At 60.7% G+C, this 24,867-nt stretch carries 27 protein-coding genes and 1 pseudogene; 10 read left to right on the top strand and 18 right to left on the bottom strand.

What is annotated here, in order from left to right; genetic code table 11:
- Positions 1-39 precede the first annotated feature (39 nt).
- On the bottom strand, positions 40-534 hold the full coding sequence (locus BPHY_RS01360; RefSeq protein WP_012399695.1) for a DUF2244 domain-containing protein: 495 nt from the start codon (positions 532-534) through the stop codon (positions 40-42).
- A gap of 270 nt (positions 535-804) precedes the next feature.
- Positions 805-1,764 (bottom strand): methyltransferase domain-containing protein, encoded by a 960-nt coding sequence (locus BPHY_RS01355; RefSeq protein ID WP_012399694.1) that lies wholly within the window; start codon positions 1,762-1,764, stop codon positions 805-807.
- An 89-nt stretch (positions 1,765-1,853) separates the two neighbouring features.
- Here BPHY_RS01355 and BPHY_RS01350 point away from each other — a divergent pair, with 89 nt between their 5' ends.
- Together BPHY_RS01350 and trmL are read left to right on the top strand one after the other, a co-directional pair.
- Entirely contained in the window at positions 1,854-2,660 is an 807-nt protein-coding gene (locus BPHY_RS01350) for a ComF family protein (RefSeq protein ID WP_012399693.1), read from the top strand.
- Positions 2,661-2,677: 17 nt separating this feature from the next.
- Positions 2,678-3,148 carry a tRNA (uridine(34)/cytosine(34)/5-carboxymethylaminomethyluridine(34)-2'-O)-methyltransferase TrmL gene (gene trmL, locus BPHY_RS01345; protein ID WP_012399692.1) on the top strand — a complete coding sequence of 157 codons (471 nt, stop codon included), beginning with the start codon at positions 2,678-2,680 and terminating at the stop codon, positions 3,146-3,148.
- On the opposite strand, the gene BPHY_RS01340 is transcribed toward trmL, so the two are convergent.
- The 5 genes from BPHY_RS01340 to BPHY_RS01320 form a co-directional block, all read right to left on the bottom strand.
- Positions 3,121-3,672: an O-acetyl-ADP-ribose deacetylase gene (locus BPHY_RS01340; RefSeq protein ID WP_012399691.1), complete on the bottom strand. Its 552-nt coding sequence runs from the start codon at positions 3,670-3,672 to the stop codon at positions 3,121-3,123. The two genes, trmL and BPHY_RS01340, sit on opposite strands and share 28 nt — an antisense overlap.
- A gap of 153 nt (positions 3,673-3,825) precedes the next feature.
- Complete coding sequence (locus BPHY_RS01335; RefSeq protein ID WP_012399690.1) at positions 3,826-4,824, bottom strand: NAD(P)H-dependent glycerol-3-phosphate dehydrogenase; 999 nt, start codon at positions 4,822-4,824, stop codon at positions 3,826-3,828.
- 21 nt (positions 4,825-4,845) lie between these two features.
- Entirely contained in the window at positions 4,846-5,316 is a 471-nt protein-coding gene (gene secB, locus BPHY_RS01330) for a protein-export chaperone SecB (RefSeq protein WP_007577679.1), read from the bottom strand.
- Between the two features lie 193 nt (positions 5,317-5,509).
- A complete protein-coding gene (gene grxC, locus BPHY_RS01325) occupies positions 5,510-5,773 on the bottom strand; it encodes a glutaredoxin 3 (RefSeq protein ID WP_041763223.1) in 264 nt (87 codons plus the stop codon).
- The gene (locus BPHY_RS01320) at positions 5,770-6,195 is read right to left on the bottom strand and encodes a rhodanese-like domain-containing protein (RefSeq protein WP_041763664.1); all 426 of its coding nucleotides are present in this window, start codon (positions 6,193-6,195) and stop codon (positions 5,770-5,772) included. Before BPHY_RS01320 ends, grxC begins: the two co-directional genes overlap by 4 nt.
- Before the next feature lie 152 nt (positions 6,196-6,347).
- Between BPHY_RS01320 and gpmA the strand changes: the two genes are divergently transcribed.
- The 3 genes from gpmA (at position 6,348) to BPHY_RS01305 (ending at position 10,044) form a co-directional block, all read left to right on the top strand.
- The gene (gene gpmA, locus BPHY_RS01315; RefSeq protein ID WP_012399687.1) at positions 6,348-7,094 is read left to right on the top strand and encodes a 2,3-diphosphoglycerate-dependent phosphoglycerate mutase; all 747 of its coding nucleotides are present in this window, start codon (positions 6,348-6,350) and stop codon (positions 7,092-7,094) included.
- A gap of 456 nt (positions 7,095-7,550) precedes the next feature.
- Positions 7,551-9,143, top strand: coding sequence for a S41 family peptidase (locus BPHY_RS01310; RefSeq protein ID WP_012399685.1), 1,593 nt, complete (start codon positions 7,551-7,553; stop codon positions 9,141-9,143).
- A 142-nt stretch (positions 9,144-9,285) separates the two neighbouring features.
- Positions 9,286-10,044: a HesA/MoeB/ThiF family protein gene (locus tag BPHY_RS01305; RefSeq protein ID WP_012399684.1), complete on the top strand. Its 759-nt coding sequence runs from the start codon at positions 9,286-9,288 to the stop codon at positions 10,042-10,044.
- Positions 10,045-10,091: 47 nt separating this feature from the next.
- Here BPHY_RS01305 and ptsP read toward each other — a convergent pair whose 3' ends face one another.
- From ptsP to BPHY_RS01270, 7 genes are all read right to left on the bottom strand, one after another.
- Positions 10,092-11,834: a phosphoenolpyruvate--protein phosphotransferase gene (ptsP, locus tag BPHY_RS01300; protein WP_012399683.1), complete on the bottom strand. Its 1,743-nt coding sequence runs from the start codon at positions 11,832-11,834 to the stop codon at positions 10,092-10,094.
- A gap of 219 nt (positions 11,835-12,053) precedes the next feature.
- Positions 12,054-12,323: an HPr family phosphocarrier protein gene (locus tag BPHY_RS01295; protein ID WP_012399682.1), complete on the bottom strand. Its 270-nt coding sequence runs from the start codon at positions 12,321-12,323 to the stop codon at positions 12,054-12,056.
- Between the two features lie 61 nt (positions 12,324-12,384).
- Positions 12,385-12,882 carry a PTS sugar transporter subunit IIA gene (locus BPHY_RS01290; RefSeq protein WP_012399681.1) on the bottom strand — a complete coding sequence of 166 codons (498 nt, stop codon included), beginning with the start codon at positions 12,880-12,882 and terminating at the stop codon, positions 12,385-12,387.
- A 280-nt stretch (positions 12,883-13,162) separates the two neighbouring features.
- Positions 13,163-14,119 carry a glutathione synthase gene (gshB, locus tag BPHY_RS01285; RefSeq protein ID WP_012399680.1) on the bottom strand — a complete coding sequence of 319 codons (957 nt, stop codon included), beginning with the start codon at positions 14,117-14,119 and terminating at the stop codon, positions 13,163-13,165.
- Between the two features lie 189 nt (positions 14,120-14,308).
- A complete protein-coding gene (gene gshA, locus BPHY_RS01280) occupies positions 14,309-15,598 on the bottom strand; it encodes a glutamate--cysteine ligase (protein WP_012399679.1) in 1,290 nt (429 codons plus the stop codon).
- Positions 15,599-15,851: 253 nt separating this feature from the next.
- Positions 15,852-17,357, bottom strand: coding sequence for an ammonium transporter (locus tag BPHY_RS01275; protein ID WP_012399678.1), 1,506 nt, complete (start codon positions 17,355-17,357; stop codon positions 15,852-15,854).
- 26 nt (positions 17,358-17,383) lie between these two features.
- Complete coding sequence (locus BPHY_RS01270) at positions 17,384-17,722, bottom strand: P-II family nitrogen regulator (RefSeq protein WP_006048089.1); 339 nt, start codon at positions 17,720-17,722, stop codon at positions 17,384-17,386.
- Positions 17,723-18,134: 412 nt separating this feature from the next.
- Between BPHY_RS01270 and BPHY_RS01265 the strand changes: the two genes are divergently transcribed.
- Positions 18,135-18,389 carry an accessory factor UbiK family protein gene (locus BPHY_RS01265; protein WP_012399677.1) on the top strand — a complete coding sequence of 85 codons (255 nt, stop codon included), beginning with the start codon at positions 18,135-18,137 and terminating at the stop codon, positions 18,387-18,389.
- A gap of 100 nt (positions 18,390-18,489) precedes the next feature.
- Positions 18,490-18,684 (top strand): annotated as a pseudogene (locus BPHY_RS39225) (magnesium chelatase domain-containing protein); the annotation flags it as partial.
- Positions 18,685-18,909: 225 nt separating this feature from the next.
- Here the strand turns inward: BPHY_RS39225 and BPHY_RS01255 are convergent.
- Positions 18,910-19,383, bottom strand: a complete 474-nt coding sequence (locus BPHY_RS01255; RefSeq protein WP_012399675.1) for a hypothetical protein — start codon at positions 19,381-19,383, stop codon at positions 18,910-18,912.
- A 95-nt stretch (positions 19,384-19,478) separates the two neighbouring features.
- On the opposite strand from BPHY_RS01255, the gene BPHY_RS39220 reads away from it, so the two are divergent.
- Positions 19,479-19,751 carry a helix-turn-helix domain-containing protein gene (locus tag BPHY_RS39220; protein WP_012399674.1) on the top strand — a complete coding sequence of 91 codons (273 nt, stop codon included), beginning with the start codon at positions 19,479-19,481 and terminating at the stop codon, positions 19,749-19,751.
- Here BPHY_RS39220 and BPHY_RS01250 read toward each other — a convergent pair.
- The 3 genes from BPHY_RS01250 to BPHY_RS38585 all read right to left on the bottom strand — a co-directional run bounded on the left by BPHY_RS01250 (position 19,741) and on the right by BPHY_RS38585 (position 22,749).
- Entirely contained in the window at positions 19,741-20,484 is a 744-nt protein-coding gene (locus BPHY_RS01250) for a type IV toxin-antitoxin system AbiEi family antitoxin domain-containing protein (RefSeq protein ID WP_041763221.1), read from the bottom strand. The two genes, BPHY_RS39220 and BPHY_RS01250, sit on opposite strands and share 11 nt — an antisense overlap.
- A 397-nt stretch (positions 20,485-20,881) precedes the next feature.
- Positions 20,882-22,207: a PDDEXK-like family protein gene (locus tag BPHY_RS39215; protein ID WP_012399672.1), complete on the bottom strand. Its 1,326-nt coding sequence runs from the start codon at positions 22,205-22,207 to the stop codon at positions 20,882-20,884.
- A 134-nt stretch (positions 22,208-22,341) separates the two neighbouring features.
- Positions 22,342-22,749 carry a helix-turn-helix domain-containing protein gene (locus BPHY_RS38585; RefSeq protein WP_012399671.1) on the bottom strand — a complete coding sequence of 136 codons (408 nt, stop codon included), beginning with the start codon at positions 22,747-22,749 and terminating at the stop codon, positions 22,342-22,344.
- Positions 22,750-22,954: 205 nt separating this feature from the next.
- Here BPHY_RS38585 and BPHY_RS01240 point away from each other — a divergent pair, with 205 nt between their 5' ends.
- Both BPHY_RS01240 and BPHY_RS01235 read left to right on the top strand, forming a co-directional pair.
- Complete coding sequence (locus BPHY_RS01240; RefSeq protein WP_012399670.1) at positions 22,955-23,416, top strand: hypothetical protein; 462 nt, start codon at positions 22,955-22,957, stop codon at positions 23,414-23,416.
- A gap of 548 nt (positions 23,417-23,964) precedes the next feature.
- Positions 23,965-24,786: a hypothetical protein gene (locus BPHY_RS01235; protein WP_012399669.1), complete on the top strand. Its 822-nt coding sequence runs from the start codon at positions 23,965-23,967 to the stop codon at positions 24,784-24,786.
- Positions 24,787-24,867: the final 81 nt, after the last annotated feature.

The following is a 24,867-nucleotide window of genomic DNA, read 5'->3' as shown; positions in this document are numbered from 1 at the left end:
CTGGAAGGCTGCCTCTCGTCTTCTGGAACGGCGCGCAATTCAATACGCAACTTTTTGCGCCTGGCACTGCCGGATCCACAGCCGCAGTTCGTCGGCGAATTGCGCGCGCCGATATTGCGCAAGGTGCTGCCCGACCGTGACCGATTCGCCACGCGAAACCAGCCTGATCCGGTCGCGCGGCGTCGCTCCTGGTTCGACCCGCACCCAGCGCGGATTGAATTCGAACTGCGTGAGATGCTCGGCGCTGACCTGCTCGATCACGAGCCGGTTTGGAAACAGCCGGATGCGCTCGTAATCGACAGCATGGCGTGCATAGATTGCAAATGCGACACCGACAGCGAGCAACTCGATACCCGTGAACGGCAACACCAGCCACGCGCCGTACAGGACCAGCAGGAATGCAATTGCGAGCGAGAATGCCGCGAGCGAGACATAGAAGAACACGAATTGCCGCGGCGAAACCGAACAGTTGCGCTTCATCAGCCAGTCCTTGAGGACGGGTTCCGACTCAGCCAGCAGATCGGTTGCATTCATCGCTGCCTCCCGCGAACCGCCAGTCACCGCATACCGCCAATGCCATTCACGCCCGGCGCAACGACCGCTACCCGAACCGCTTACGCCTCGGACCTGCCGCTCCAATTGTGGGAACTTTGAGCGACAAACTGACGCATTATAGGGCCGATCTATGGCAGCGACAAGCAACGCTCTATCGGCCGCCAACCCAAGCCACATAAGCCTCTGCGCCGTTTTGACGCACTTTTTGAGCCGCTAATTTCGGGCATAACGGCTGCCCTCTTTACCGCCTCAGCGATTGCCCTGCCGCCCTCGCCCTATGTCCTCTATCCGCACGATTCCATGTCCCTCCGGCGTTACGCGCGGCACCGCTTTCCACGCGTGCCCATAGATCACCTCGAAGGTGAGCGGAATCGTGCCGTCCCCGCGCCGGCGTGCCTCGAGCGCGGCCAGCAGCGCCTTGTGCATGCGTCTCGATGCCACACCCGGCAGCGCCTCACGCCGGAACGGATAGGCACCCCAACGGCGCACGTCGGCGAGCAGCGACTCCGGTGACTTGTACGTAATGGTCAACGTCTCCTGGTCCATCACGGGAATCTCAAAGCCACTTTCGACAAGCATATCGCCCAGATCGTGCATGTCTACGAAGTCGATTACATGTTTGTGCGTATTGACGCCGTGGGCCGCTTCGATCTCTGCATACGTGCCGCGCAGTTCCTTCAGCGTGTCGGGCCCAAGCGTGCTGAACATCAGCAGGCCGTTGACCTTCAGTACCCGCTGCCATTCGGGGAACACAAGATCCGGCCGCGAGTGCCAGTGCAACGCGAGATTCGACCAGATGAGTTCGAATGCACCCGATGCGAACGGCAGTGCCGAGAAGTCAGCCTGAGCAAACCTCGGACCGCGTGAGCCCAGCGCCTTGCCGAGCGATGCGGGCAGAAACCGGCGCCAACCGGTATCGGCGGCATCGTGCGTGACGGCGCGCGCCAGCATCGCGCCCGACAGATCGGTGCCGAACACGGGCGCTTCCGGAAAGCGCTCACGCAATGAAGGAAGGTCGTCGCCCGCGCCGCATCCCGCATCCAGCACCTGCACCGGATTGACCTTGATGTAGTCGAGCCGCTCGCGCATGCGCTGTGCGATCTCGCGTGGCAGGAATGCGACGTCGTCGAACGTGGCGGCGCGGCGGTCGAAAATCTTCCGAAGACGGCGCGAATCATAGGCCGGACGGCCAGTTTCGGTGGGAGACACGGTTATTCGAGTCGTACGGACGAAGAGTGCGAAGTATACTCGCTCGATTCCGTCCCTTCAGCGTCAGCGGCCTTCGGAGGCGTGTCGGTATGCCAAATCGGGCTTTTCGTTGGCTGGGCGCCAGCCGTCTCGGGCGATCGCTGCAAGAACGCGTTTCCGGGGTGGCGCGACGATCCGTGTCGGCTTGGCCGGCGCTCGCGCACCTCGCGTTGCCGAACTCGTGCGCATTGTGCGGCAATATGTCGCATCAAACGTTGTGCTGCTTTTGCGACGAAGCGTGGTGGAACCAGGCACGGCTGCGCTGCACGGTCTGTGCGGTGCCGTTGAGCGGCTTTCGGCGCGCCAGCCTGATGCATTACCGATGTGGCGACTGTCTGGCCACGCCGCCCGCTTTCGACGCGACCGTGGCGCTCGCCGACTATCGCGCGCCGCTCGATGCGCTGGCCGTCGGGCTCAAGTTCCGCGCTCGTCTCGCGCTTGCGAACGAGTTTGCGCGGCGGCTCGCGTGGTCCGCGCTCGACGCGCTCGACGAACGCGACCGCCCCGATGTCGTTGCGCCCGTGCCATTGTCGGCGCGCCGGCTCGTAGAGCGCGGCTACAACCAGGCCTGGGAGATCGCGCGGCCCTGCGCGAAAGCGCTCGGCGTTCGCAGCGACGCGACGCTCGTGCGGCGCGTGGTCGACACGGCGCCGCAATCGAAGCTCGATCTCGATGCGCGCCGACAAAATGTCGGCCGCGCATTTGTCGTGGCGACACGGGTGCGCGGATTGCACGTCGCTATCGTCGACGACGTGATGACCACGGGCGCGACACTGGATGCGCTGGCCCGCACGCTGAAGGCAGCCGGTGCGCGTCGCGTGACGAATCTCGTCGCGCTGCGCACGCCGAAAAACTAGTTTTCTACTTATCGCTTATGTTCAACGTCGTTCTCGTCGAACCCGAAATTCCGCCGAACACCGGCAACGTGATCCGTCTGTGTGCGAATACGGGTGCGCGGCTGCATCTGATCGAGCCGCTCGGCTTCCCGCTCGACGACAGCAAGATGCGCCGTGCGGGCCTCGACTATCACGAGTACGCGCAGATGCACGTGCATCGCAACTGGGACGCGCTGATCGAAATGGAAGCGCCCAACCTCGCGCGCATGTTCGCGTTCACGACGCGCGGCTCCCGTCCGTTCCATTCGCATGCGTTCCTGCCCGGCGACTGGTTCGTGTTCGGCGCGGAAACACGTGGCCTGCCCGACGCCGTAGTGGAGCGGTTTCCGAACGAGCAGCGCGTGCGGCTGCCGATGCGCCCCGGTAACCGCAGCCTGAACCTGTCAAACACAGTCGCCGTGGTCGTCTTCGAGGCGTGGCGTCAGGCGGGGTTCGAGGGCGGCGCCTGAACGCGCCGCCCGAACTCCGCCTTGTAGCGCGCATGCATTGCTTCGTCGAAACACGCGAAGATCACGCGCTCGACGGTAGACACGCGAGGCAGCGTGTCGATCACGGTTTGCATTGCGATGCGTACTGCTTCGTCGGCCGGGAAGCGATAAACGCCGCAACTGATCGCCGGAAATGCAATGCTCTTTGCTTTGGCATCGCGCGCGAGTTCAAGCGAGCGTCGGTAGCACGATGCCAGCAGCTCCGCCTCGCCGCGCCCGCCGCCGTGCCATACGGGACCGACGGCATGAATCACGTGGCGCGCCTTCAGACGATGTCCGCCCGTGATCTTCGCGTCGCCCGTCACGCAGCCGCCCAGCGTCTGGCACTCGCGCAGCAGATCGGCGCCGGCCGCGCGATGAAGCGCGCCGTCTACGCCACCGCCGCCCAGCAATGACGTGTTCGCCGCGTTGACGACCGCGTCGACATCGAGCGTCGTGATGTCGACGACGCGCGCCTCGAGCATGCAATGGCCAATGGTGAGCATGGGAAAACCTCCAGAACCGATACGGCTACGATAGGAGGTGGACAACGAAAGAAGCGAGCCGTTCGGCGCTAGCCTTTACCGGCTGCGTAAAAGACTTTCAAGCAATGTGCGGCGATGGGCAACGGGCCGTGAAGCCCGCTTGCAGAACGGCCCCTATTCGGGCTTCGCATCACGGCGCAGCAGCGCGCTCACGGCATCGCGCGGCGCGACGCCATTGAACAGCACGTCGCAAACGGCTTGCGTGATCGGCATGTCGATGGCATGCGATTGCGCGAGTGACAGCACGCTGCGCGCGCAGCGCACGCCCTCGGCGACATGCCCGAGCGCATTGAGAATGTCGTCGAGTGAACGGCCGCTTGCGAGTTGCATGCCGACCGTGCGGTTGCGCGACAGATCACCCGTGGCGGTCAGGATCAGATCGCCGAGACCCGTGAGCCCCGTGAACGTTTCCGCCCGTCCGCCGAGCGCCGCGCCGAGACGCGACATCTCGGCAAGCCCACGGGTGATCAACGCCGCACGTGCATTCAGGCCAAGGCCGAGACCGTCGGCGATGCCCGTGGCGATCGCCAGCACATTCTTCACCGCGCCGCCCACTTCCACACCGACGACATCATCGCCGCTATAGATGCGCATCGCGCCATGATGGAAGGCCGCGACCGTGCGTTCGCGGCACGCTGCGGACGCGCTCGCCACCGTCAGCGCGACGGGCAGCCCCTGCCCCACCTCGCGCGCAAAGCTCGGCCCCGACAGCGGCCCGTTGCTGGTGTGGCCGCTCAACTCCTGTGCGACGACCTGATGCGGCATCAGCTGCGAGTCCGCCTCGAAACCCTTGCACAGCCACACGATGTGCGATGGCACCTTGCGCATGTCGCGCATCGTGCGCAGCATCGCGCGCAAACCCGCGACGGGCGTCGCCACGACGCACAGCGCCGCGTCGTCGAGCGCGTGATTCAGTGCGAGTTCGAGATTCGCCTGGAAGCGAAGCGTGGAGGGCAACGCAACGCCCGCCAGATAGCGGGCGTTTTCGTGCGATGTGGAAAGTTCGCTGATGAGCGTGGCATCGCGCGCCCAGAGCACCGTGTCGTGCCGCGCGGCCAGATGGCCAGCGAGCGCGGTGCCCCATGCACCGGCGCCGAGAACGGCGACCTTCATACCCGGCACCGCCTGCACGCGTCAGTGGTGGGCTGCGCTGCCCGCGCCCGTTTCCTGCGTCGCGATCTGCGCGAGACGTTGCTCGTACAGCGCCTGGAAGTTGATCTCCGCGAGGTGGATGGGCGGGAAGCCTGCTCGCGTGATCGCATCAGCGATGTTCGAGCGCAGGTACGGGAACAGAATGGTCGGGCATGCAATGCCGACGAGGGGATCGATCTGCTCAGCCGGGATGTTGCGGATGTCGAAAATGCCGGCCTGCTTGGCTTCGATCAGGAACGCCACCTTGTCGCTGACCTTGGCCGTCACGGTGCCCGTGACGAGGATTTCGAACACCGTGTCCGCGAGGCGCTCGGCCTTCACGTCCACTTCCACTTCGACCGACGGCATTTCCTGCTCGAGGAAAATAGCGGGCGAATTCGGCTGCTCGAGCGACATGTCCTTCAGGTAGATGCGCTGGATGTTGAAGAACGGCTGGTTGTTCTCGTCGGACATGGTTCTCTACTCCCTAAATTTCGTTGCGGCGGACGGGTGCCGCCAGATCTCGTGGTGTTGCGGACCGCCCGAAGGGCGGCGTCCAGCCTGCCGGTGCGAACGATTCAAAGCGTTGCCCGGCCTTCATCTTATTGGCTGCCGCGCGCTGCGACGACCGATCGACGCGGCGCGCAAGCGGTGTTTCGCTCCGACGTCAGGCGACGGCTTCGAGCAACGGCGTCAGACCGCCCGCGCGGTCGAGCGCGGACAGATCGTCGTAGCCGCCGACGTGCGTCTCGCCGATGTACACCTGCGGCACCGTGCGACGGCCCGTGCGCGTCATCATTTCCTGGCGGCGCGCCGGATCCTTGTCGATCAGCACCTTTTCGATGTGCTCGACGCCGCGCGACTTTAGTAGACGTTCAGCCATCTGGCAATATGGGCACACCTGCGTGCTGTACATGATCACTCTGTTCACTTCGCAACTCCTTGTTTGACGACGGGCATGCCCGCCTGCTGCCAGGCGTTGACACCGCCTTCCAGCACGTGCACTTCCGCATAGCCTGCGTCGCGCACAATACGTGCCGCCTTGTTCGACTGCTGGCCGTTCTGGCAAACGAGCAGCACCGGGTTGCTCTTATTCTTCACGAGTTGCCCGACTTTCGCTTGCAACTCGCCAAACTCGACCTGACGGGCAGAAGGCAGGTGACCGGCGGCGTATTCCGCCGCCGGACGCAGGTCGATGACGACAGCGTTACGCCGGTTGATCAGCTGCGTGGCGGCAGCTGCGGACAGGCCGCCGCGTCCGCGCCGGGAAATGGACGGCCACAGGAGCAACGCCCCCGAAATGAGGGCGATCGCGATCAGTACAAGGTTGGTGTAATCGGTGAAAAACTTCACGGAAGATCCGCCGGAAAAAAGGAAGGAAACGGGATAAATCGGAAAGGGCAATCCGACCATTATAAAATAACCGTCTGACGCGATGGCGACCGCCAGCCGCAAGCTGCGGTGCCGCCCCGATTACGGCTTCCTCACTACCGACCGGCAACGACATGTACAAACTCGTTCTCATCCGCCACGGCGAATCGACGTGGAACAAGGAAAACCGCTTTACCGGCTGGGTCGACGTCGATCTCACCGAACAGGGCAACCTCGAAGCGCAGCAGGCAGGCACGCTGCTCAAGGATTCGGGCTACATGTTCGACATCGCGTACACCTCGGTGCTTAAACGCGCGATCCGCACACTGTGGCACGTGCAGGACAAGATGGATCTGATGTATCTGCCCGTGGTGCACTCGTGGCGTCTCAACGAGCGCCACTACGGCGCGCTGTCTGGGCTGAACAAGGCCGAAACCGCCGCCAGGTTCGGCGACGAGCAGGTGCTGGTCTGGCGCCGCAGCTACGACACACCGCCGCCCGCGCTCGAGCCGACCGACTCCCGCACATCGTACGACGACCCGCGCTATGCGAAGGTGCCGCGCGAAGAACTGCCGTTGACGGAATGCCTGAAAGACACCGTCGCGCGCGTGATGCCAATCTGGAACGAATCGATCGCTCCCGCGATCAAGTCGGGCCGCAAGGTGCTGATCGCCGCGCACGGCAACTCGATCCGCGCGCTGGTCAAGTATCTGGACAACATTTCCGACAGCGACATCGTCGGCCTGAACATCCCGAATGGCGTGCCGCTCGTGTATGAACTGGACGAGAACCTGAAACCGATCAAGCACTACTATCTCGGTGATCAGGAAGCGATCGCGAAGGCGCAGGCTGCTGTCGCCAAGCAAGGCAAGGCAGGCTGATTCGCGCTGCCTTTCGAATCATGATCGTGACCCGCGGCGATACCGCTTCAGGTCACGGCATGTGCGCTTCAGGCTCGCGGCGCCTATGCCTGACGGCATTGCCATCTGATCAACATGTTCGCGCCATGTTCGCGCCATCCTGCCTCTAGCGAGATGACACGGCCTGTCCCTCTGATGCGTGCGCGGCTGCAAGCCGTACCGATGCGCATGCAACGGTATCGCCGGCTCAGCCTTCATTTCACGCGTTTCACGCGCTGCGCGGCGGCACTTTTTGGCGCTGCGGGTGTCCGCCAGCGCACATTCGTCATGCAAGACGCCGGCGATGCTTAGAACCTCGCCGCGCGAGCGCTGTCGAAACCCGATTACCCATCCGTACAGGCCGTGCAGGCGTCACGTTATACTTGTCCGTCCTTTATCCTTTGACGCTGCCACGCGCTTCCGACCGCAACATACTCTATGCGAAAGAACCTGAAAAATATCGGCCTTATCGCCGCGGGCCTGGCTACCGGCGTTTTTGCCACCCTGCAACTGAGCGCATCGGCCCAGCAACCGGCGTCCGCGCCCCTGCCGCTCGACCAGTTGCGGCTCTTCGCCGAAGTCTTCGGGCAGATCAAACATGAGTATGTCGAGCCGGTCGACGACAAGAAGCTGCTGACGGCCGCGATCAAAGGCATGGTGTCGAGCCTCGACCCGCACTCGTCGTATCTCGACAAGACCGACTACGAAGAACTGCAGGAACAGACCAAGGGCCGCTTCGCGGGCCTCGGCATCGAAATCTCGCAGGAAGACGGCCTCATCAAGGTCATCTCGCCGATCGAAGACACGCCCGCGTTTCGCGCCGGCATCCGTCCGGGCGACTTGATCACCCGCATCAACGACAAGCCCGTGCGCGGCATGACGCTGGACAAGGCCGTCAAGCAGATGCGCGGCGAGCCGGGCACGAAGGTCACGCTCACCATCTTTCGCAAAACCGACGACCGCACATTCCCGCTTACCGTCACGCGCGCGATCATCAAGGTCCAGAGCGTGAAGTCGAAGGTTCTCGCGCCGGGCTACGCGTATGTCCGCATCACGAGTTTCCAGGAACGCACGGTGCCCGACCTCGCGGCCAAGCTGCAGGACATTGCACGCCAGCAGCCGAACCTGAAGGGCTTGGTCCTCGACCTGCGCAACAACGGCGGCGGCCTGCTGCAGAGCGCCGTGGGCGTCGCAGGCGCATTCCTGCCGCCGGATTCCGTCGTCGTATCGACGAACGGGCAGATTCCGGATTCGAAGCAGGTCTATCGCGACACCTACGACAACTATCGCCTGCCGTCCTTCGACAGCGATCCGCTGAAGAGTCTGCCTTCCATCTTCAAGACCGTGCCGATGATCGTCCTGACCAACGCCTACTCGGCGTCGGCATCGGAAATTGTCGCGGGCGCGCTGCAGGATCAGCACCGTGCGCTGATCGTCGGCAAGACGACGTTCGGCAAGGGTTCGGTGCAGACGGTCCGGCCGATGACAGCGGATTCCGCGCTGCGTCTGACCACGGCGTACTACTACACGCCGAGCGGCCGTTCGATCCAGAACAAGGGTATCCGCCCCGACATCGCGGTCGACCAATACGCGGACGGCGATCCCGACGACGCACTCGTCACGCGCGAAGTCGATTACTCGAATCACCTTGCGAACACGCAAGACCCGAACGAGAAGAAGGAACAGGAACAGCGCGAACAGGAGCGCATGGATCAGCTGCGCCAGCTCGAAGAGCAGAACGACAAGAAGACGCCGGAACAGCGCGCGAAGGACCGCGACCGTAAGCCGGTCGAGTTCGGTTCCGCCGACGACTTCATGCTGCAGCAAGGCCTGAACAAGCTCGAAGGCAAGCCGGTGACCGAATCGAAGTCGCTGATGGAGCGGCGTCTCGCGCAAAGCAAGCCGGCACAATCCGCTTCCGCGCCTGTCGCCGTGAAGCCCGCGCTGCCCGCGACGCCGACGGCATCGAGCCCGGCCGCGCCCGCTTCGGCCACGCAGCCGGCATCGCAGCCGGCAACGCCTGTCAAGTAAGCTTCTGACGTAACCGTGTCTTCGCGGCGCATTGCGCCACCGCGCGCCGCGAAGACACTTTCCCTCGCGCGATTAAAATAACCAGAATCTCGCGCCGCTTCCCGCTTCAGCGCGACACTCACGACACACGCCGCGCCCCGCCATGAACGACGATCAACTCCTGCGCTACTCCCGTCACATCCTCGTCGACGAACTCGGCATCGAGGCTCAGCAACGCTTTCTCGACGCGCATGCGCTCGTCGTCGGCGCGGGTGGCCTCGGTTCGCCGGCCGCAATGTATCTCGCGGCCGCAGGTGTCGGCACGCTCACGCTGGTCGACGCCGATACCGTCGATCTCACCAATCTGCAGCGGCAGATCCTGCATGTGACGAAGTCGGTCGGCCGGTTGAAGGTCGAATCGGGACGCGACACCATCGCGCAACTGAATCCCGATGTCGTCGTGAATCCGGTGCCCGAACGCGTCGACGACGCATGGCTCGATCGCACAGTGCCGCACACGGCCGTCGTGCTCGACTGCACGGACAACTTCGCGACGCGTCACGCGATCAACCGCGCGTGCGTGAAGCATGGCGTGCCGCTCGTGTCGGGCGCGGCGCTGCGCTTCGACGGCCAGATCAGCACCTTCGATTTCCGCAGCGACGCTTCGCCGTGCTACGCGTGCGTGTTTCCGGAAGACCAGCCGTTCGAGGAAGTGGCGTGTTCGACGATGGGCGTATTCGCGCCTACGGTCGGCATCATCGGCGCGATGCAGGCGGCGGAAGCGCTGCGCGTAATCGCCGGCATCGGCGAGCCGCTAGTGGGCCGTCTGATGATGCTCGATTCGCTGAGGATGGAGTGGAATACGATGCGCATCGCGCGCCAGCCGGATTGCCCGGTGTGCGGCGAGCGGCATCGTTCGTAAAGTAAATTGCCTGCCGACCGCGCCCCGCGCGCCTGTCGGCATGAACGTCAGGCCTGTGCGACCCGCTCCAGCGCTGACTGCACCTCTTCCGGTTCGAACGCGGCCAGCACGTCGGCAACCGGCTTTTCCAGCGCCTTCAGCTGAGCGCGCAGCACCTCCTGCTTCACGAGCAGCAACTGGCTCGGATGCATCGAGAACTCCGTCAGTCCCATGCCGAGCAGCAGGCGCGTGAGCGACGGATCGCCCGCCATTTCTCCGCAGATCGACACCGGCACACCCGCACGCTTCGCCTCGCGAAGCGTAAACGCGATCAAATGCAGAACGGCGGGATGCAGCGGGTCGTACAGATGCGCCACTGCGTTGTCCGCGCGATCGATCGCGAGCGTGTACTGGATCAGGTCATTGGTGCCGATCGAGAGGAAATCGAGCCGCTTCAGGAACAGCGGCAACGCGATCGCCGCCGCCGGAATCTCGATCATCGCGCCGACGCGCACGTTCGGATCGTACGCGAGGCCCGCGTCATCGAGCTGGCGCTTGGCTTCCTGAATGAGGTCGAGCGTCTGATCGATCTCGCGCGCGTGCGCAAGCATCGGAATCAGGATCTTCACCGAACCGAACGCCGATGCGCGGAGAATCGCGCGCAGTTGCGTGAGAAACATGTGCGGCTCGGACAGGCTCCAACGGATCGCGCGCAGACCGAGCGCCGGGTTGGGCGCCGTCTCGAACTCGTCGCCGATCGACTCGAGCGGCTTATCCGCGCCGACGTCGATCGTGCGGATCGTCACGGGCATGCCGTTCATCAACTCGACGGCGCGGCGGTATGCGGCGAACTGCTCTTCCTCCTCCGGCATCCGGTCCTTCGTGTTCATGAACAGAAACTCGGTGCGGAACAGGCCGATCCCTGTCGCGCCCGCGTCGAGCGCGGCCTGCGCGTCGTCGGGCAATTCGATGTTCGCGCACAGCTCGATACGCGTGCCGCACACCGTCTGTGTCGGCGAGAACTTCAGGCGCTGCAGCTTGCGCGCTTCCAGCGCCTTTTCGCTCTGCCGGTAGGAGTACTCTTCGAGCACGATCGGCGCGGGATCGACGATCACGATGCCGTGATCGCCGTCGACAATGATCAGATCATCCTGCCGGATCAGTGCGCTTGCGTGCTGCACGCCGACCGCCGCGGGAATGCCGAGACTGCGCGCGACGATCGCCGTATGCGAGGTACGGCCGCCCAGATCCGTCACGAAGCCCTGGAACGTCTGCGTCTTGAACTGCATCATGTCGGCGGGCGCGATGTCGTGCGCGACGACGATCATTTCGTCGCAGCGCCCATGAATGCCATTGACGAGCGCACCCGTCGCGCCCGCGAGCGCCTTCAGCACGCGCTCGACCACCTGTTCGATGTCGGCCTTGCGCTCGCGCAGATACTCGTCTTCTACTTCGTCGAAGTGGCGCGTGAGACGTTCGAGCTGCTCGGTCAGCGCCCACTCCACGTTGTAGCGGCGCGTACGGATGAGGTCGATGGTTTCCTGAACGAGCATCGCGTCGTTCAGGATCATGGCATGCACGTCGATGAAGGCGCCCATTTCAGAGGGCGCGTCCGCGGCGAGATCGGCGCGGAGTTCGGCGAGTTCCCGATGCACGACTGCCTGCGCCGCACGAAAACGCTCCACCTCGCCCTCGATCTGCGAGGGCTCGATCAGATAGTGGTCGACGTCCAGTGCAGCCGGGGCGATCAGATATGCCCGCCCGATGGCGATACCGCGTGACACGGGAATTCCATGCAGCGTGAAGGACACGCGCACCTCCTCTAGTTGTGTGATGCCGCGGCAAACCGCTGCAGTGCTCTCAGACCCCGACGGTCATTATAAATTCCGTCCCGTTAACCGTGCTGTGCAGCGCAGCATAGCCGCACCGCCAGGATACAGGCCCCCAGCGTGCGAATGCGGCCGGCCAAAAGAAAACGCCGCGACATCGCGCGGCGTCTTCCAGTCAAAACGAATGCGTCGGCGGATTTTTTATTGTCCCTCGCCGAATTTGTCGGCGATCAGTTGAAGCAGCGCGTCCATCGCTTCTTTTTCGTCGGCGCCTTCCGTCTCGATCACCACTGTGCTGCCGATGCCCGCGGCCAGCATCATCACGCCCATGATGCTCTTCGCGTTGATGCGCCGGCCATTGCGGCTCATCCAGATTTCCGCCTGAAAGTTGGCGGCCAGTTGCGTCAGCTTCGCCGACGCGCGTGCGTGCAGGCCCAGCTTGTTTACGATAGTCGTTTCCTGTTGCAGCATGTGTTGGTCCGATGCGCGGGATGTTGATGTTATCGAGGAGAAAGCATGCTTCGCGCGACGTTCACGCGTCGTTCCGATTGCAACTGGTTCCTGCGCCCGTCTTGCAGGTTTCGGCGAGCGCCTGGTCGGGCATGCAATCGGTCGTGCTCATGACGCAAGCCGCGGGCGGCGTCGCCGGGCCGACGGCGTGAATGCCTTTTGTCGCGCCGGCCAGTGCCTTGTCGACCAGTACGTCGAGCGGCGTTGCGCGATAGCAGACAGCGCGCACCAGCATCGGCAGATTGACGCCCGCCAGCACGCGCACATCGGGAACCGTCGCGAGCCGGCCCGCGATGTTCGCAGGCGTGGCCCCAAACATGTCCGTCAGCACGAGCGCGCCGTTTTCTTCCTTCAGCCTGTCGATCTCCGCATGTGCGAACGCGACGACCTGAGCCGGATCGCAATCCGCCGATACGTCGATCACACCGATGCGGGCGGGCAAGCCGCCGTAAATATGAGCGACACACTCGCGTAGCGCGGTGGCGAAGGGAGCGTGCGCAATGATCAGAATGCCTGCCATGTCAGCCTTGCTGCAGAGAACCGCCCGAGAATCGCGGCCAGAGTTCCGTTGCGCCGCGCTTCAGGACCGAGGACGGCCTGTCGCGGCGAACAGGAAAACAGGCCCATCGAACTCACCTGAGATCGGGCCGCCAAAGGGCCGGATCATGCGAGCCCTTGCGGGCTGCTTCCAGGGGAGGGGGCATTGTATCAGCCTCATTTTCGCGCTTTCGGTCTTTTCACGCTTGGCTGGCCGATCGCGCGACTTCCGCGGCAGAACATGGCGGCGCACCCACGCCGCTTCAACCGACGGCGCGCTCTAGCGCATCGATGAACATCGCCGCGACATCGAAACCCGTTTGATCCATGATCTCGCGAAAGCACGTCGGGCTCGTGACGTTCACTTCCGTCAGCCAGTCGCCGATCGCGTCGAGCCCGACCAGCAGCAGCCCCCGTGCCTTCAGCACCGGCCCGAGCGCTTCGGCGATCTCGCGATCGCGCGCCGTCAGCGGTTGTGCGACGCCGAGGCCGCCCGCAGCGAGATTGCCGCGCACCTCGCTGCCCTGCGGAATCCGCGCGAGGGAATACGGCACCGGCTCGCCGCCGATGAGCAGAATGCGCTTGTCGCCCGCCTTGATTTCGGGGATGAACTTCTGCGCCATCACCGAACGCGCACCGTCATGGCTCAGCATCTCGACGATCGAGCCGAGGTTCATGCCGTCCGCCTTCACGCGGAACACGCCCATGCCGCCCATGCCGTCGAGCGGCTTCAGGATCACATCGCTGTGCTCGGCATGAAATGCACGCAGACGCGCGGGGTCGCGCGTGACCAGCGTCGGTGCGACGAACTGCGCAAACTCGCCGATCGCCATCTTTTCCGAGTGATCCCGGATCGCCTGCGGCTTGTTGAAGATCCGTGCGCCCGCGCGTTCGGCCAGTTCGAGCAGCCACGTCGATGTCACATATTCCATGTCGAACGGCGGGTCCTTGCGCATCAGCACGGCGCCGAAACTCGCGAGCGTGCGCGCCTCGACGGGCTGCGCCTCGTGCCACACGTCGCGATGACCGTCCGCCTGATCGCCGACGATCTCGAAGCGATACACGTCCGCCTCGACCCCGCTGCCCGTCCACGCCAGATGCTGCGGCTCGCACGCGTACAGCGTGTGGCCGCGCTTCGCAGCCTCAGCCATCATCGCGTAGGTCGAGTCCTTGTAGATCTTGAAGCGGGAAAGCGGGTCGGCGATGAAGAGAATGTCCATGAAGTTCCTGATGCGCCCTCGCGGGCCGCACATTGTTCGTTATAGCGAAAGGCAGACGCGTCGCAGGGGCATCCGCCCGCGCGTGCTGCCGCCGAAGTTCTTGTCGCATTCGGCGCGGAAGCGGCAGCCTAACGCGAAGCGCGCGCCGCTGCTCGCGGCGTGCCCGCGCGCCTTGTGGGCAGCGCGCGATCAGACCTGGATCGCTTCCGGGTCGGTCCGCTCCAGTTCCACCGATGCCGCCAGCAGCCCGAGCCGCCCCACCACGCCGTACATGTAGAACCGGTTGGGCGGTGCGGCGCCCGGCTTCGCATGCGCATCCGGCAGCGCGGTGTGCTCGAAGCCGAGCGGCACGAAATGCATGCCTGGCGCATTCAGGTTCTGATCGCGTTCGCGGCTGCCGTGCACGCGATAGAACCCGCCCACCACATACCGGTCGATCATGTACACGACGGGCTCGGCCACTTCCTCGCCGATCCGCTCAAACGTATAGACGCCTTCCTGCACGATCATGTCATGTACTTCGAGCCCTTCCTTTGTGGTCGCCATTTTCGTGCGTTCGCCCTGCGTGAGCGCGGCGACCTCCGACGCGTCATGCACGGTCATCACGCCCATCCCGTACGTTCCCGCGTCCGACTTGATCACGACATACGGCCGTTCCGAAATGCCGTACTCGCGGTATTTCTTCGCGATCTTCTTCAGCACGCCGTCGATCGCGTCGGCGAGCGCTTCCTCGCCCGTGCGCGCCTCGAAGTCGACGCCTTCGACATGTGCAAAGTATGGATTGATCATCCACGGGTCGATCTCGACCAACTTCGCGAACTTCTTCGCGACGTCGTCATAGCAGGAGAAGTGCGTCGACTTGCGGCGCACGGCCCAGCCGGCGTGCAGCGGCGGGAGCACATATTGCTCGTGCAGGTTCTCCAGCACGGACGGAATGCCGCCCGACAGATCGTTGTTCAACAGGATCGAGCACGGATCGAAATTCTTCAGTCCGATGCGGCGCGCCGAGCGCTCCAGCGGCTCCAGCACGATCTTCTGGCCGTCCGACAGCGCAATCGTGACGGGCCCGACGACGTTCTCGTCGAGCGTGCCGAAGCGGACGTTCAGGCCCGCCTGACGCATGATGGTCGCGAGCCGCGCGACATTCTCCAGGTAGAACGCATTGCGCGTGTGACGCTCGGGAATCACGAGCAGATTCTTCGCATCCGGGCAGATCTTTTCGATCGACGCCATCGCCGCCTGCACAGCCAGCGGCAACGTTTCCTGCGGCAGATTGTTGAACGCGCCGGGGAAGAGGTTCGTGTCGACGGGCGCGAGCTTGAAACCGGCGTTACGCAGATCCACCGAACAATAGAACGGCGGCGTGTGCTCCTGCCATTCGAGGCGGAACCAGCGTTCGATTGCAGGCGTGGCGTCGAGGATCTTCCGCTCGAGATCGAGCAGCGGGCCGTTTAACGCCGTAACTAAATGCGGAACCATTGATCACTCGCAGACTGGAGAAAAAAGATTGTAGAGCAATTGCCCTGCCCATTTGGGGACGCTTTCTCCGTTCGCAAGTTGTAGGTAGATGCATTCTCCCTATAGGAACGATAGCCGGAAAATCTGCTGTTTGTGAGACAAGATCGCGGCACGCTGCGGCGGACGGCCGCGGCATGAAAAAAGCCCGCCGTGAAGGCGGGCCAAAGTCGCTGCGCTGGTACCTTTCGGGACCCCGTCCGCGGGGAAATTTGCCTTATTCGACGTGTTCGCCGTGCAGGATCACGTCCAGACCTTCGCGTTCTTCTTCTTCCGTCACGCGCAGGCCGATGGTCATGTCGATGATCTTCAGCAGAATGAAGCTGATCACGCCGCTGTATACGAGCGTCGTCACGACGCCCTTCGCCTGGAGCAGAACGCTGCCGTCGAAGCCGCCGATATCCTTGACGGCGAACACGCCCGTCAGGATTGCGCCGACGATACCGCCGATGCAGTGCACGCCGAACGCATCGAGCGAGTCGTCGTAGCCCATCTTGTGCTTGAGCCACGTTGCCGACCAGAAGCACACCACGCCTGCGATCAGACCGATGGCGAGCGCGCCGCCCACGCCGACGAAACCCGAAGCGGGCGTAATTGCAACCAGACCGGCCACAGCACCCGACGCGATACCGAGCACCGACGGCTTACCCTTCGCAATCCATTCGGCGAACATCCAGCCCAGTGCGGCAATGCCCGTTGCAATCTGCGTCGTCAGCATCGCGAAACCGGCACGGCCGTCAGCAGCGACTGCCGAACCCGCGTTGAAGCCGAACCAGCCTACCCACAGCATCGATGCACCGATCATCGTCAGCACGAGGTTGTGCGGCGCCATCGAATCCTTGCCGTAACCCGTGCGCTTGCCGAGCACGAGACAGCAAACCAGACCTGCGATACCCGCGTTGATGTGCACCACCGTGCCGCCCGCGAAGTCGAGGATGCCTGCCGTCGCCAGCCAGCCCGTCGGCTCCCAGACCATGTGCGCGATCGGCGAGTAGACGATGATCGACCACAGGGTCATGAAGATCAGCATTGCCGAGAACTTCATCCGGTCAGCAAACGCGCCCGTAATCAGTGCCGGCGTGATGATCGCGAACGTCATCTGATAGACGAAGTAGACCGATTCCGGAATGGTCGGCGCGAGGTGGCTGACCGTCAGCGTCGTCGCTTTGTCGCCCTTGATATATGCCATACCGTGCAGCATCACGCGCGAGAAGCCGCCGAGGAACGAGCCGCCCGGCGTGAACGCGAGGCTGTAGCCGAGCACCGTCCAGATCACTGTGACGAGCGCGGTGATCGCGAAGCTCTGCATGACCGTGGCAAGCACGTTCTTCTTGCGGACCATGCCGGCGTAGAAGAGCGCGAGACCGGGGACCGTCATGAACAGTACGAGCGCCGTGGAGGTCAGCATCCAGGCCGTGTCGCCCGAGCTGATCTTCGACGAATCGACCGAGAACGGTGCGGTCGGCGCGGCGGGCGCAGCGTCCGAAGCGGCTGCCGCTGCCGACGCGTCGGCGGGGGCGCTGGCTGCCGGTGCAGCGGAAGCGTCGGCGGCAGGTGCGCTCGCCGCGGGCGCTGCGGCTGCATCGGATGCAGCCGGCGCGCTCGCGGTCGCGTCCGGGGCGGAAGCCGCGGCAGGCGCCGACGCGTCGTCCGCGAGGGCTGCACCGATGCCGACCGACAGCAGCGAGCCGGCCATCAGCAGGGACATCAATAATTTACGCATCTTCAGTTTCCTCTTGTCGCTGTTTTTTACAGTGCGTCCGCGCCGGTCTCGCCGGTACGAATACGAATCACCTGTTCGATCGGCGTGACGAAAATCTTTCCGTCGCCGATCTTGCCCGTACGTGCCGCGCGCTCGAGCGCTTCGATCGCCTGGTCGACGATGTCGTCCGACACCGCGGCTTCGATCTTCACCTTCGGCAGAAAGTCGACGACGTACTCCGCTCCCCGATACAACTCCGTGTGGCCCTTCTGCCGGCCGAACCCTTTGACTTCCGTTACCGTGATCCCTGAGACGCCGATGGCCGACAGGGCTTCGCGCGCCTCATCGAGCTTGAACGGCTTGATGATTGCGGTAATGAGTTTCATGAAATCCTCGCTGTAGTGACTCAACCCGTTTGCGTGACTTGCATTCGCCTTGCGTCTTGCTTTCGACTGCTCCTCAACGGCCCAGCAACGACGCGTCTCCTGGCGGCGTCCCGCCGGTGCGCGCGGCAGTAACAGCAACGTCCATGCCAATTTGATGGCAAACTCTCGCCGACGCTTGTGGCACAAGGCTTGGCGCGTTTTCTTGTCCGCATGGCCAGTTGCGGCCATGCACGCTGGCGCGCCATCGGGATCGTTGCTAGAGTGTTCGCAGGCTTGGACCGCAGGCGTGCGCACCAAAGGCGCCCATGCGCGAATGGGCGCGCAGGCAATCTGCACCAGAAACGATCATTCGGCGTAGCGAGGCACGCACGCAACGTCATATGCACATTTTTTGTGCAATAAGGGGATTGAAATGAAACAACCAAACGACGTGTTCAACGACTTTCAGGCACGCGTCTCTGATCTGTTCAAAAACTCGCCGGCGAAAGATGTCGAACGCAACGTGCGCGCAATGCTGTCGCAAGGGTTCTCGAAGCTCGATCTGGTGACGCGCGAAGAATTCGATACCCAAACGCAGGTGCTCGTGCGCACTCGTGCACGGCTTGAGGAACTGGAACGGCGTGTCGCCGAGCTCGAGCAGAAGCTGCCCGTGAGCCAGTCCTCGTGAGCGTGCCCCTCTGACCTGCACATCACTGGCAAGCGGCCCGTGACGTCAATAGCGCTTTAAGGTGAACGCGCCCCGCGGGCGCGTCCGGACGGGAGAAAACATGTCGCTTGCCGTGGTGCGCAGTCGCGCGCCGGCCGCTGGCCGCGCGCCCGAAGTTACCGTCGAAGTCCATCTCGCCAACGGGCTTCCTTCTTTTTCCATCGTCGGCCTGCCCGATCTCGAGGTGCGCGAAAGCCGCGAGCGGGTACGTGCTGCGCTCCTCAATTGCGGCCTCGACTTTCCTGTCCGCCGCATCAGATGTCGCCAACCGCGTTATTGCCCAGAATGCACTAGGTAGACGGAATCTTTGCTGTTCAATATTTCTGATTTGGGCAAGCGCCGCAGGCGCGCGTCAGTTCCAAGTGTGTGCAACTGAGGAACCGCCGAAGGCGGCTGTCCACGCCCTTGTGGTGTGGACAGCTCAGTTGTGCACACGGGGCTTCGCTCATAGGCTAGAGCAGTAGAACAGATCATCAAACTTTCAATTGCCCTGGGAAGCATCCTTTCCAACCTGCAGATTCGTTGGTCCAAAGCGAAGCGCGAAGACCACCGTTTGATGCTCAAATGGAACCACGTGCGTGATTGGCCATTGGCCGATCCCGGACCACGTGCCGTCTTCTCGGCGATAGGCGTACTGCGCAGGTTCGTCGGGCGAGGATATGCGACGAATTTCCCAGAGGGCGTCTAGCACAGGGGGATGGCAACGGCCTTCGCACGAAAGATAGTGTACCGAGTCGATGACTGTGCCAGGTGCGACTCCCATCTGCGCAAGCGTCTCGACCCCCGAAACGAGAAGGTAACGAAAGCCGCCATCGTTGGCATAAGAATTCCCAAATTCCACTAAGAATTTCGGTTCGGTCGTTGCGAAGGCGATCGATTTCCAAGGGTGAAAAGGCGCGGACAATGCGATAGCGACTCGGTCGTCGACCGACCATGAGCGTTGGGTGAGAAACATATTTCGATCGTGATCAGGTTTTCGGATTACGCGGAGAGCGAATTGTGACGTAAAAGCTACTGACGGAAAAGCACCGGAAATCCAGTATTCCGCGGATGTCGGTTTCCGCTCCCAATCCAAGATCAACCCCGGCTAGGCAACAACTCGCTGACAGCCTGCGTCGTCTCCGCGCCGAGCGGAACTGGTCGCAAGAGGAACTTGCCGCTCGTTGTGAACTAGACCGGTCTTTCGTCGCCCATGTCGAACGCGGCGCCCGAAATATCTCTTTAGATAATGTTGAAAAGTTGGCGAACGCGTTTGGCGTGGGAATCGCGGACCTGTTCTTGCGCCGCGATCCGAAGGGGGAAGCGGGGACGATCAGGGCTTGAGAGTCAGGCGCGTCCCGTCTTTCAATCTTCTCGTCCAACGCCTATTCGCTCCCTTTCGGTCGACGAATGTTTGCAGATCGCGGCCCCAAGCGTGGCCACTAGACACGCCAAGGTCTCTCGCCAATTTGACCACCTTCACGCTGGTGCAGCGCTCCAACATCTCCGCAAGCAACTCAGACCGAAGATTTCGAAGGCCGTCCGCGATGTTGAGCGCTTCCTCCATCGACTGGCCCTTTATTCCGTCCCGACCTATCGCGCTCACCAGTTCCAAAAATGCAAGCTCTGGGATCGAGACGAGCACCCGGGAATCACCGAAAGGCAATGGCTTGAGGTACGCAGATGGAGCATTCCAATCTCCGAACAACCGAGTCGTCTGGTAGGTATATGACATGTATTGAGCGACCCAAGTAGGGAAGCGGTACGGTGTCGCGCCCCAGAGGACAATCCGTGGGCGGAAGGCGATGTTGTGGCGGATCCCCTGCCAATCGAGAGCAGTCTTTCCCCCGACGTGTAACCCCACGATCTGCCTCGACAGGTAAGCGATCAATCCGTCTCGCGAAGGAGAATCTCCCCGCAAGAGATACGCTCCTTTCGAAAGGCGGTGTAACCACCCCGCCTTGATCATGCGTGTCGTTGCTGATGGATCAACGCCTAGTGTCCGCAAGAAATCGGTATCAAGCGGCGTCCCGCGCGGCGCAGAGTCCATTAGCCGGTGGACTACGTAGTTGTTCAAGCGTCGCCTCGTCAGCGTAGTTTACTAACGGGAATTATTGCATGCTGGATAGTTACAGCAAAAGAAGTATGCTCCTGAGCTCCGTTTGCCGAACACCATCGGTATAGGATCCAATTCACTCCTCCAAATCAGACCCTTTTTGTGCACCGGAGCGCGCCAAACCCTGCGCTTCCATGCGAACCGTTAGCCGGGAGCTGCTCGAAGGTGCCGGATACGCGGCGCTACTGAGCATGCCTAATACCGACGGTAGCTAAAGACCGATCGACCATCGGGAAGTAAAAGATCGAAAGCGGTCTAGTAGTAGATGAGATTTAGGTGACTCTCGTTCAGAATCAGAGTGATCCTTCATTTTTGACGCCGTGCGGCCTACAAAGATTCCGTCGCTCCGAACGTCTGTTCAATTAAAAATGCCAGCCCGTCTAGCAGAATTGAGTTGAGATTCCACATCACGCACTACTTCGGTTACTTTTCGAATAACGGATGTTGCATTTAGTTTTCGCTCGATTACCAGCCTGCGGTATGCGCTGCTTCCAAATTTCTTGAGCTCGGGAAAACGCTTCGACATATGGTCTCTAAGCGCATCGACATCACATTCGGTTTCTGTGAAATGTTCGGTAGCCCAAATAAGCCTGATTGTGAACTTTGAACTTTCTAAATCACTTGTTTCACGATATACGTTGACGAAAATTGGCCAGAACCCGTCAGTGCTTCGCATGAGAGCTTGCATGTTACGTGTGGAAAATCGAAGCCATGTCCGACCGTGCTCAATGTCCTCATGAGTTAAAGTAGGTAGCGCCGTGCGTAGTCCAACGAGTACTGATCCAATTCCTCGGGCCTGAACTAGATGCTCACACAATTGCGGATTTTGTTGAACGAAAAGCAAGAGTTCGCCAGCGTCCCCACTGAAATTAGTCGGCGTCCAATCCGTAGGTCGAAGTTTCCTGACGGACTTAATCGCCTCTACAACGAGTTCATGCTGTGCAGCCAGCTCGGCCGATAATTCTGAAACGATCTTTTCGTTGGGACTCTGCCATCCAGTTTGCCTCTGACAATAAGCCATGAGTAACTGGGCTGCTTCATTATTGCGCTCCATGTGGCGTCGCGCCCGATTTGCAGATGCCTCTAGCCAACTATAATCAAGTAATGTCCACCTACTACCTAAAGCATCCAAATGTTCGTCGGGATACTCGGAAAGGTCCCGATCCACAACAACGTAGGCAAAATCATATTCTTGAAAAACAGGGCGACTGGCAATTTGTTCGCTAACTGCGGAATAATAGGCGCTTAACTGTGCCTCAGTGAGAGAAGCTCCCGCTTTATTTTCTATCGTTACAACGAGTTTGTTACTCGGATCAATCAAGAAAAGGTCGAGTCGCCCACGCTTTTTTTCCAGCCCTGAATTTAGACTAAATTCACGCGCAATAAACGCGGAGCCAAAACTTGCGGTACGAATTCGCCCCGGCGTCCACTTTCGATAAAAATTCTTATTTGAATATTTGTTACTTTCCACTCCCGCAGTATAAGCGGCAATTAAAAAATCTTTAACGACCGCATCCCCTTGCCCGTGACCTTCGTTAGGGTGCAAACACCAAGCCAACATATCAGAATGTTGAGTTTCCGTGAGCGATACGACATCAAGAAAGTCATCCGAAATCTTTACTCGCTCAATCAAATCAACCAGTCGAACGTCAGAAAGAAAAGAATATAAATCTTGCGGTGTCATAAAAATAGCGCGAATTTATTTGTTTATGTTTAGGCTACCCGCCGACGGCTTCCCCGGTTCGACTCTTTCCTTCTGTTCGAACAGTTTTTTGGGTGGGAAACGCCTCGTCGTTCAGTTTGGGAAGGGGTGACCGACTACTTCTTGATCGCCTTCTCGATCTGAGATTTGATTGCGCCCGCGACGATATTGCTCAACATGCTTCCCACTACCGGTATGAGACCAAGCGCGACGGCGCCAGCAGCTACAGTCCATTGGGCTTGGCCGACCGGCTCACGAGCAATGCCTTTATCAGCAGTTATTTTTTCTGCCACATCCACCATCTCGAGGATCCGCGAAGGCGGCACCTTCAGCGCGTCGGCAGCCAACTTCAGTTGATCTGTCGACAACGAACTTTCACCCTTTTCAATACGAGACCATGTCGATGGACCGACACCTACGGCCTCTGCAAGGTCGCTTTGCTTCATTCCGGCGGCCGATCTGATCTGCCCCAGCACAGCCCCGAGAATCGCGCCGTAGGTCGTCACCGTTTTCATTTCAGTCATAGCTGCTCCCGTCCAAGCTCACATTCGCATGATACGGCAACTGCTCCTCGGTCGCCATATTTTACAACATGCATCATTGCACTCCATGGCTACTTGCATCCCATGCATTTTTCCTCTACAGTGCGTCTATCGGCGGTGTGCCGGTACCCGAGCGGGCTCTCGACCGTCAGAGAGTTCTAAATCAGCAATCGACAAGGAAAAGAACATGAATGGCAACGAGAACTTGGAAGAGAAGTCCAAAGCAATCCTAATAAAGTACGTGCTGGCTGCCACTGCAACGGGAGCCGTTCCAGTACCCGCTGTCTCGGCCGCGATCGTCGCGGAGAATTCCCTGATGATCAATCACATCGCGGCCATTTATGGCTGTGAGATTAGCGTCGGGACCGTCATTGCGTCGATTGGGATGCTCGGGACCGCCAACATGATTGGCCGCGAAGTGTTTGTCGAAGCAGCACGCCTGCTTAGTTGGGGGGCAGCGTTCGTCGGAGCTCCGGCGGTGGTATCCGCAATTGGAGCGAGCACCGCTGGTCTACAAACCTACCTGATCGGGCTCATCTCAATTGAGATTGCGAAGGGGGGCGGTGAAAAGCTTTCGCGTGGCGTTGTAAAGAGCCTTCTTCGCAAAGGGAAAGATGACTTCGATGATTTCAGCGGGTGTGCTGCCTGATATCCTCGGATGAGCGGCGCCGTCTTGCGAAGGACCACGTCAGCGAGACGGAACCGCCTAAAATTAACGCCACTAAGACGCTAAAGATAGTCTGAACGAGATAGATTCCGCCACTGGAATGTGCATAAGTTGAATGGGCACTCGCTCGCACTATGGCTATGCGTCAATGAGCGGTATCGGCCTGAACAATTTTTTAAGATGCGGCCCTCACGCTCTACTCGCCGCGCGATTCCGCAGGTGAGGACCTGGGCGTCCCGTGTGAGCGGCCAACTAGGTACGAATCTTGACGGGCCGCTCATGGCCGAAGTCGGTAACATTCGCGGGAAATGACAGAGGCAGTCGTAGGGTGCCAGTCGTCGAGTGAGCGGTCTGTGATGGCCGAGATCGGGCCCGTTTCTGCCCTCCGGCAAGTTTCGCCGAATGCACCTCACATTCTATCTACAATGCGGCTTGTTGACCGTCTCTGCCCTTGACGCGCACTTGTACTACTGCGAACACACGGTGGTCGCATACCCCGAAAGCCATACAAGTCACAATAACTTTCGAATATGAAAAACGAAAAAATTAACGCCGAAATCAATAGACAGAATTTTCTTGGGAAGACTGACCAGGACCTTAAGGATTTATATATCGAACGGAATGCATTCGACGTCCCCATAAACAGCGAAGTGTACCGAATCTTTCAGGCTCCGTTTTTGCTTGACGATATTGCAAGTTCCAAGATAACGCTGCTCAACATAAGGTCGAGTGTTTTCAATGATCCATTGGAAAACCCGCTTTTCGGTCTGGAGTTTTCCACAGAAGAAGGAGACTCGCTTTTCCTTGACCCTCTCGTTGAAAATTATTTCGGACAGTCGTGGACCGAGGAAAGTCTGGATGAGTACTGGCGGTGGGAAGCGTTTTCACACGGCACCAACTTCGGCGTCAGAGTTAAGGCCTCGTTACGCAATGTAATGCATCGCCTCGTTCAGACGCAAAATAAATATTTTATGCTTCGATATTTTGTCGGAAAAGTGACCTATCACGATCCAAGCTATCTTGCTGATTTGACAAAAAGCCACACATATAACGAATTTCTAGACTCGCTCGGTCACGGGATAACACGATCGCTTACAGCAATTAGAAAAGAATTTTCCGATGAGAAAGAGATACGCATCTTGTACGACTATGAGAAAGAAGATGATTATGCGAAAAGCAACGTGACAGTCAATAAGGGATTGTTTTGCAAACACCCGTTCGACTGGTCAGGGGTAATCGAAGAGGTGCTGCTGGACCCTCGCATGCCTGACTCCGATGCGTCCGCGTATTGCCAAGAGTTGCGGAATAAGGGCATTATGTGTTCGATATCCAGAAGTCGCGCCCGACCCTGAACATGCATGCCACGGACAGGTAACCTGGTTGAATGACTAGATGCGATCGGTTGAGTGAAAGCGAAGAAGTGCGATGTATCC

Source organism: Paraburkholderia phymatum STM815, from assembly GCF_000020045.1.
In the GTDB taxonomy this organism is placed as follows: domain Bacteria; phylum Pseudomonadota; class Gammaproteobacteria; order Burkholderiales; family Burkholderiaceae; genus Paraburkholderia; species Paraburkholderia phymatum.
The sequence above is the reverse complement of the archived record's forward strand: the minus strand, read 5'-3'. Positions and strand labels throughout refer to the sequence as shown.